This is a genomic window from Pseudomonas sp., assembly GCF_028293835.1.
GTDB lineage: Bacteria > Pseudomonadota > Gammaproteobacteria > Pseudomonadales > Pseudomonadaceae > Aquipseudomonas.
On record NZ_JAQGNX010000100.1, the window covers coordinates 1 to 6,315 of the forward strand.

General features: G+C 55.7%; 5 protein-coding genes and 1 pseudogene. All 6 read right to left on the reverse strand.

The window, feature by feature from the left end; genetic code table 11:
* A pseudogene (locus JWR17_RS13955) lies at positions 1–148 on the reverse strand (polynucleotide phosphorylase/polyadenylase); the annotation flags it as partial.
* Positions 149–323: 175 nt separating this feature from the next.
* Positions 324–593, reverse strand: coding sequence for a 30S ribosomal protein S15 (gene rpsO, locus JWR17_RS13960; RefSeq protein WP_299832411.1), 270 nt, complete (start codon positions 591–593; stop codon positions 324–326).
* A gap of 118 nt (positions 594–711) precedes the next feature.
* Positions 712–1,629 (reverse strand): tRNA pseudouridine(55) synthase TruB, encoded by a 918-nt coding sequence (truB, locus tag JWR17_RS13965; protein WP_299832413.1) that lies wholly within the window; start codon positions 1,627–1,629, stop codon positions 712–714.
* Positions 1,630–1,634: 5 nt separating this feature from the next.
* A complete protein-coding gene (rbfA, locus tag JWR17_RS13970; RefSeq protein WP_299832415.1) occupies positions 1,635–2,063 on the reverse strand; it encodes a 30S ribosome-binding factor RbfA in 429 nt (142 codons plus the stop codon).
* Positions 2,064–2,221: 158 nt separating this feature from the next.
* Positions 2,222–4,744 (reverse strand): translation initiation factor IF-2, encoded by a 2,523-nt coding sequence (infB, locus tag JWR17_RS13975; protein ID WP_299832417.1) that lies wholly within the window; start codon positions 4,742–4,744, stop codon positions 2,222–2,224.
* Positions 4,745–4,771: 27 nt separating this feature from the next.
* Positions 4,772–6,253 (reverse strand): transcription termination factor NusA, encoded by a 1,482-nt coding sequence (gene nusA / locus JWR17_RS13980; protein WP_299832419.1) that lies wholly within the window; start codon positions 6,251–6,253, stop codon positions 4,772–4,774.
* Positions 6,254–6,315: the final 62 nt, after the last annotated feature.

Consider the following 6,315-nt stretch of genomic DNA (forward strand, 5'->3'; position numbering starts at 1 on the left):
CTTGCTTGGCACCGACCACAGTCACTAATACGCTGACGTCGTCGTCAACGGTGACCAATACTGCGCCGGAAGCTTGACGGGCGATACGGCCAGTCTCGAGGGTGACGGTCGATTGACCGAACTGGAACTTCTTGATTACCGGGTTCACGGTTTCCTACCTTCTTTTGTGGCTCTTGGGGAACTGGTTTCTTGCGAATTTTTGGGCAGTGAGAGGATTCGGACCTATCGACCGTCCAGATACAACTTGAGGCTGGAAGCCTGCCAGACCGTCCGAGCGAACCCGAAAAGTCGTGATAAACAACCAACCTCTATCGACATCGCTATTAGCGACGCAGACCCAGACGACCGATCAGGGCGCTGTAACGGCTAACTTCTTTACCCTTCAGGTAATCCAGCAGCTTGCGACGCTGGTTTACCATACGGATCAAACCACGACGTGAGTGGTGATCTTTACCGTTGATTTTGAAGTGACCCTGCAATTTGTTGATGTTGGCGGTCAGCAGTGCAACTTGCACTTCTGGCGAACCAGTATCACCAACAGCTTGCTGGTAGTCGGCTACGATTTGAGCTTTTTCTTCAACGCTGAGTGCCATGTGGGCAATCCTTAGTAACGGAAACCGCTCCAGAGAGACAGTTTCAATAGGCCGAGGGCAAACCCCCGTATTTTAAAATGAGCTGTGACCGCGCCTACTGACAGCCACCCTCGTCCGGTCATTCTGACCGAATCAATCGACGTGGCGCGATGCGCCCGTCTTCACTCACTTCACCGATACCGATGAAGCGACCTTCATGATCTTGCACACGAACCATGCCAGATTGCGGCGCGTCCGGTGCCCTCACTGGTTGACCATGCAACCAGTAGAACGAACTGTGTTCCGAAAACTGCAGCAACGGCCAGTGCAACAAACCGCTGTCCGAGGGCATCAGGAAGCGATCAACTGCTTCGTTGCCGCCATCGGCATGTACTTGCTCCAACTCTTCCAGCGTGACCGTCTGGGCCAGGCTGAACGGACCGGCCTGGGTGCGGCGCAACTCAGCAACGTAAGCGCCACAACCGAGCTTTTCACCAATATCTTCAACCAAGGTGCGGATATAAGTGCCTTTGGTGCAATCGACCGAGAGGCGCGCCGTGTCGGCTTCACACTCAAGCAATTCCAGGCGCGCAATAGTAACAGAACGCGGTTCGCGCTCCACCACTTCCCCGGCCCGAGCCAGCTTGTACAAAGGCTGTCCGTCACGCTTGAGCGCTGAGTACATCGGCGGTATCTGACTGATTTCACCACGAAAATGGGGCAAAACCGCTTCGATATCGGCGCGACCAACGGTCACCGGACGAATTTGTAACACGTCACCTTCTGCGTCGGCAGTGGTGGTCGTTTTGCCCAATTGCATTCTGGTTTCGTACGCTTTGTCCGAATCCAGAAGGTATTGGGAAAACTTTGTCGCTTCACCAAAGCACAACGGCAACACACCGGTTGCCAACGGATCAAGGCTGCCGGTATGGCCAGCTTTTTCCGCGTTAAGCAGCCAACGAACCTTTTGCAAGGCCGCGTTGGAGGTAAAACCCAGCGGCTTGTCGAGCAGGATGATCCCACTGACATTGCGGCGTATACGCTTGACCTGAGCCATGTGCGCTACTCCTTGCTGGTTTCTGGCTTGTCACTGTCCGGCGTTGTGCTTGGCGGAGCGCCTTCCGGGTGCTGACCATCCTCGGCAACCGCACGCTCGATGAGCGCCGACAGATGAGCTCCACGTACAACGCTTTCGTCATAGTGAAAGTGCAACTGTGGAACGCTGCGCAATTTCATTTCACGCGCCAACTGCATGCGCAGGAAACCTGCCGCCGAGTTGAGCACCTTGATGGTTTGCGCGATTTCTTCGGCGCTGTCTTGCCCCATCACGGTCATGAAAATCTTCGCATGACCGACGTCACGACTGACGTCGACGGCGGTGATAGTCACCAGACCGACACGCGGGTCTTTGATTTCGCGGCGGATCAACTGAGCCAGCTCGCGCTGCATCTGATCGCCAATACGTTGGGTACGGCTATATTCTTTTGCCATGTCTACTACCTGTCACCGACCTGGGGCGAAACCCTCACGGTCTGAAAGCGGCAAACGCCCGGCCTGACGTGGGGTCGGACCGGGCGTTGCGTTTAGAGCCCGTGATCGACGCGGTGCATTTGCACGCGGCGCCGACCATGGCTCTTGAAGCTCGCGACTTAGAGGCTGCGAGCCACTTGGACCTTCTCGAAGACTTCGATCTTGTCACCGACTTTAACGTCGTTATAGCTCTTGACGCCGATACCGCATTCCATGCCGGCACGTACTTCGGAAGCGTCATCTTTGAAGCGGCGCAGGGATTCCAGCTCGCCTTCGAAGATAACGATGTCTTCACGCAGTACACGGATTGGACGGTTACGGTGAACAACACCTTCAAGCACCATGCAACCAGCGATCGCGCCAAACTTCGGCGAACGGAACACGTCACGCACTTCGGCAATACCCAGGATGTTCTCCCGGACGTCGCTGCCAAGCATACCGGTGAGGGCTTTCTTGACGTCTTCGATGATGTCGTAGATTACGTTGTAGTAACGCATATCCAGACCTTCCTGCTCGACAATCTTGCGAGCGCCAGCATCGGCACGCACGTTGAAGCCGAACAGTACAGCGTTGGAAGCCAATGCCAGGTTAGCGTCGCTCTCGGTGATACCACCGACACCGCCACCGACCACACGCACTTGCACTTCATCGTTGCCCAGGCCATTCAAGGCACCGTTCAACGCTTCCAACGAACCACGGACGTCAGATTTGAGGACGATATTAAGCGTCTTCTTCTCTTCCTGGCCCATGTTTTCGAAGATGTTTTCCAGCTTGCCAGCGTGAGCACGAGCCAGTTTGACTTCGCGGAACTTGCCTTGACGGAACAGAGCCACTTCACGGGCTTTTTTCTCGTCAGACAATACGCTGAGTTCGTCACCGGCTTCCGGCGTACCGTCCAGACCGAGAATCTCGACCGGGATGGAAGGACCGGCTAGCTTGATCGGCTTGCCGTTCTCGTCGAGCATGGCGCGGATGCGGCCATAGTTCGAACCCACCAGCACCATGTCGCCTTGACGCAAAGTACCGTCTTGAACCAAAACGGTTGCAACCGGGCCACGACCTTTGTCGAGACGCGATTCAACCACAACGCCACGGCCTGGAGCCGACGGAGTTGCTTTGAGTTCCAGTACTTCGGCTTGCAACAGAACCGCTTCCAGCAATTCGTCTACACCGGTACCCACTTTCGCGGAAACCGATACGAAAGGCGTGTCGCCACCCCATTCTTCAGACGTAACGCCGTGAACAGACAGCTCGCTACGGATACGATCAAGATCAGCACCCGGCTTGTCGATTTTGTTCACTGCTACAACCAACGGAACACCGGCGGCTTTTGCATGCTGAACAGCTTCGATGGTCTGCGGCATAACGCCGTCGTCCGCAGCAACAACCAGAATCACGATGTCGGTGGCCTTGGCACCACGAGCACGCATTGCGGTAAACGCAGCGTGACCCGGGGTATCGAGGAAAGTCACCATGCCACGGTCAGTTTCAACGTGGTAAGCACCGATGTGCTGGGTGATGCCGCCGGCTTCGCCAGCTGCAACCTTGGCGCGACGGATGTAGTCGAGTAGCGAGGTTTTACCATGGTCAACGTGGCCCATTACGGTCACGACTGGCGCACGGGAGAACGTCTCTCCTTCGAACTTCAGCGATTCGGCCAACGAATCTTCCAGGGCATTGTCGCTGACCAGTTTGACCTTGTGGCCCAACTCTTCGGCGATCAACTGGGCAGTTTCCTGATCCAGTACCTGGTTGATGGTCACCGGAGTGCCCATCTTGAACATAAACTTGATGACTTCAGCAGCCTTGACCGACATCTGCGCTGACAACTCGCCGACAGTGATCGTTTCGCCGATGGCAACGTCGCGAACTACAGGGCCTGTTGGGCTCTGGAAACCGTGAGCGTTACGCTTCTTCAGCTTGGCCTTGCCGCGACCACCACGACGGAAGCTGTCGCTTTCTTCGTCGGTAGTGCGTGGCGCAACACGTGGCGCTGGCGCTTTCTCTTTAACAGAGGCGCGATGCGGTGTGTTTTTACGGTCGCCATCACCACCAGCGCTACGACGATTGTTGTCATCGGCGCGTGGTTTGTCTGGACGACGCTGTTCGTCATTGCGTTTGCGTACATCGGCAACTGGAGCGGCAGCAACCGGCGCTTCACGCACCGGTTCAGCAACAGGAGCAGGTGCAACAGCAGCGGCGGCAGCTGGAGCCGATTGCGCAGCAGCAGGCTGGTTGCGCGAATCTTCTTCGGTGCGACGCTTGGCTTCTTCTTCAGCCTTCTGGCGCGCAGCGTTTTCTACAGCACGACGCTCATCAAGCTCACGCTTGCGCTCGGCTTCGATTTCTTCCGGGCTGCGTTGTACGAATACTTTCTTTTTACGCACTTCAACGCTGATGCTTTTGCTGCCAGCAACACGCAGGGTGCTAGTGGTTTTGCGCTGCAAAGTGATCTTGCGTGGCTCTTCCACTTTAGCCTTGTGGCCGCTTTTCAAATGCGTCAACAGGGCTTGTTTCTCTATATCGGTCACAACTTGCTCGGCGGCGGTGTGCGGCAGACCTGCCTCACGCATCTGCTGTAACAGGCGCTCTACCGGTGTGTCGACCACTGTGGCCAGTTCTTTCACCGTGACTTGCGTCATGCACTTCTCTCCTCAGGCCGCGCCTACTTACTCGAACCAATGGGCTCGGGCGGCCATGATCAACTTGCCGGCACGAATATCGTCAATGCCGTCGATGTCGAGCAGGTCGTCAATAGACTGCTCGGCCAGGTCTTCGCGGGTAACTACGCCGCGCACCGCCAGTTCCATCGCCAAATCCTTGTCCATACCCTCAAGCGAGAGCAGGTCTTCGGCCGGATGGGCGTCTGCCAGCTTTTCCTCAGTAGCGATGGCTTTAGTCAACAACCGATCCTTGGCCCGAGCGCGAAGCTCGTTGACGGTTTCTTCGTCAAAGCCGTCGATGTTGAGCATTTCTTCCAACGGTACGTAGGCAATCTCTTCCAGGCTAGTAAAGCCTTCATCAACCAGAACCTGTGCAAGGTCTTCATCGACTTCAAGCTCTTCGATAAAGTTACGCAGGATGTCGCCGGTCTCAGCTTGCTGCTTAGCCTGGATGTCCGATTCGGTCATGACGTTCAGGGTCCAACCAGTCAACTGGCTAGCCAAACGAACGTTCTGACCGCCGCGACCAATGGCCTGGGCCAGATTGTCTGCGCCAACGGCGATGTCCATGGCATGGGCATCTTCGTCGACGATAATCGCCGCTACTTCAGCAGGCGACATGGCGTTGATCACGAACTGCGCCGGATTGTCGTCCCAAAGCACGATATCCACACGTTCGCCACCCAATTCGCCGGAAACAGCTTGAACGCGCGAACCACGCATGCCGATACAAGCGCCTTGCGGATCGATTCGTTTGTCCTTGGAGCGAACTGCTATTTTTGCACGTGAACCCGGGTCACGAGAGGCAGCCATCACCTCGATGAGACCTTCTGAGATTTCCGGTACTTCAATCCGGAACAGCTCGATCAGCATCTCTGGCGCAGTACGCGACAGAATCAACTGAGGGCCACGGTTTTCAGTGCGAATTTCTTTCAGCAGTGCACGAACGCGGACACCCACACGGAAAGTTTCCCGCGAAATGATGTCTTCACGCGCCAACAGCGCTTCAGCATTGTTACCCAGGTCGACGATGACATTGTCACGCGTAACCTTTTTAACCGTGCCGGAAATAATTTCACCCAGACGCTCGCGGTAGGCATCTACCACTTGAGCGCGCTCGGCTTCGCGAACTTTCTGCACGATGACCTGTTTAGCAGTCTGCGCAGCGATCCGGCCGAATTCGATGGAATCGATTTTGATTTCGATTACATCACCGGCTACAGCGCCCGGTTGTTTTTCCTGAGCCTGATCTACAGCAAGTTCGTGTGCCGGGTCGTCGAGATCTTCATCTTCAACAACTGTCCAGCGACGGAACGTCTCGTAGTTACCCGTCTGGCGATTAATCTCCACACGTAGTTCAACTTCATCTTCAAAACGCTTTTTGGTAGCAGTGGCAAGAGCCAGCTCCAGCGCTTCAAAAATAACTCCTGCCGGAACGCCCTTTTCATTGGACACCGACTCAACAACCAGCAGTACTTCTTTGCTCATCGTACGCCTCGCCTTTCGCAAGCCATTGGATCCGCGGGATCCGCGTCTCAGTCAAAACTGGG

Excerpts from the sequence above, each read along its gene's own strand:
- rpsO (WP_299832411.1), bottom strand. The coding sequence starts at position 593 with ATGGCACTCAGCGTTGAAGAAAAAGCTCAAATCGTAGCCGACTACCAG.
- truB (WP_299832413.1), bottom strand. The coding sequence starts at position 1,629 with ATGGCTCAGGTCAAGCGTATACGCCGCAATGTCAGTGGGATCATCCTG.
- rbfA (WP_299832415.1), bottom strand. The coding sequence starts at position 2,063 with ATGGCAAAAGAATATAGCCGTACCCAACGTATTGGCGATCAGATGCAG.
- infB (WP_299832417.1), bottom strand. The coding sequence starts at position 4,744 with ATGACGCAAGTCACGGTGAAAGAACTGGCCACAGTGGTCGACACACCG.
- nusA (WP_299832419.1), bottom strand. The coding sequence starts at position 6,253 with ATGAGCAAAGAAGTACTGCTGGTTGTTGAGTCGGTGTCCAATGAAAAG.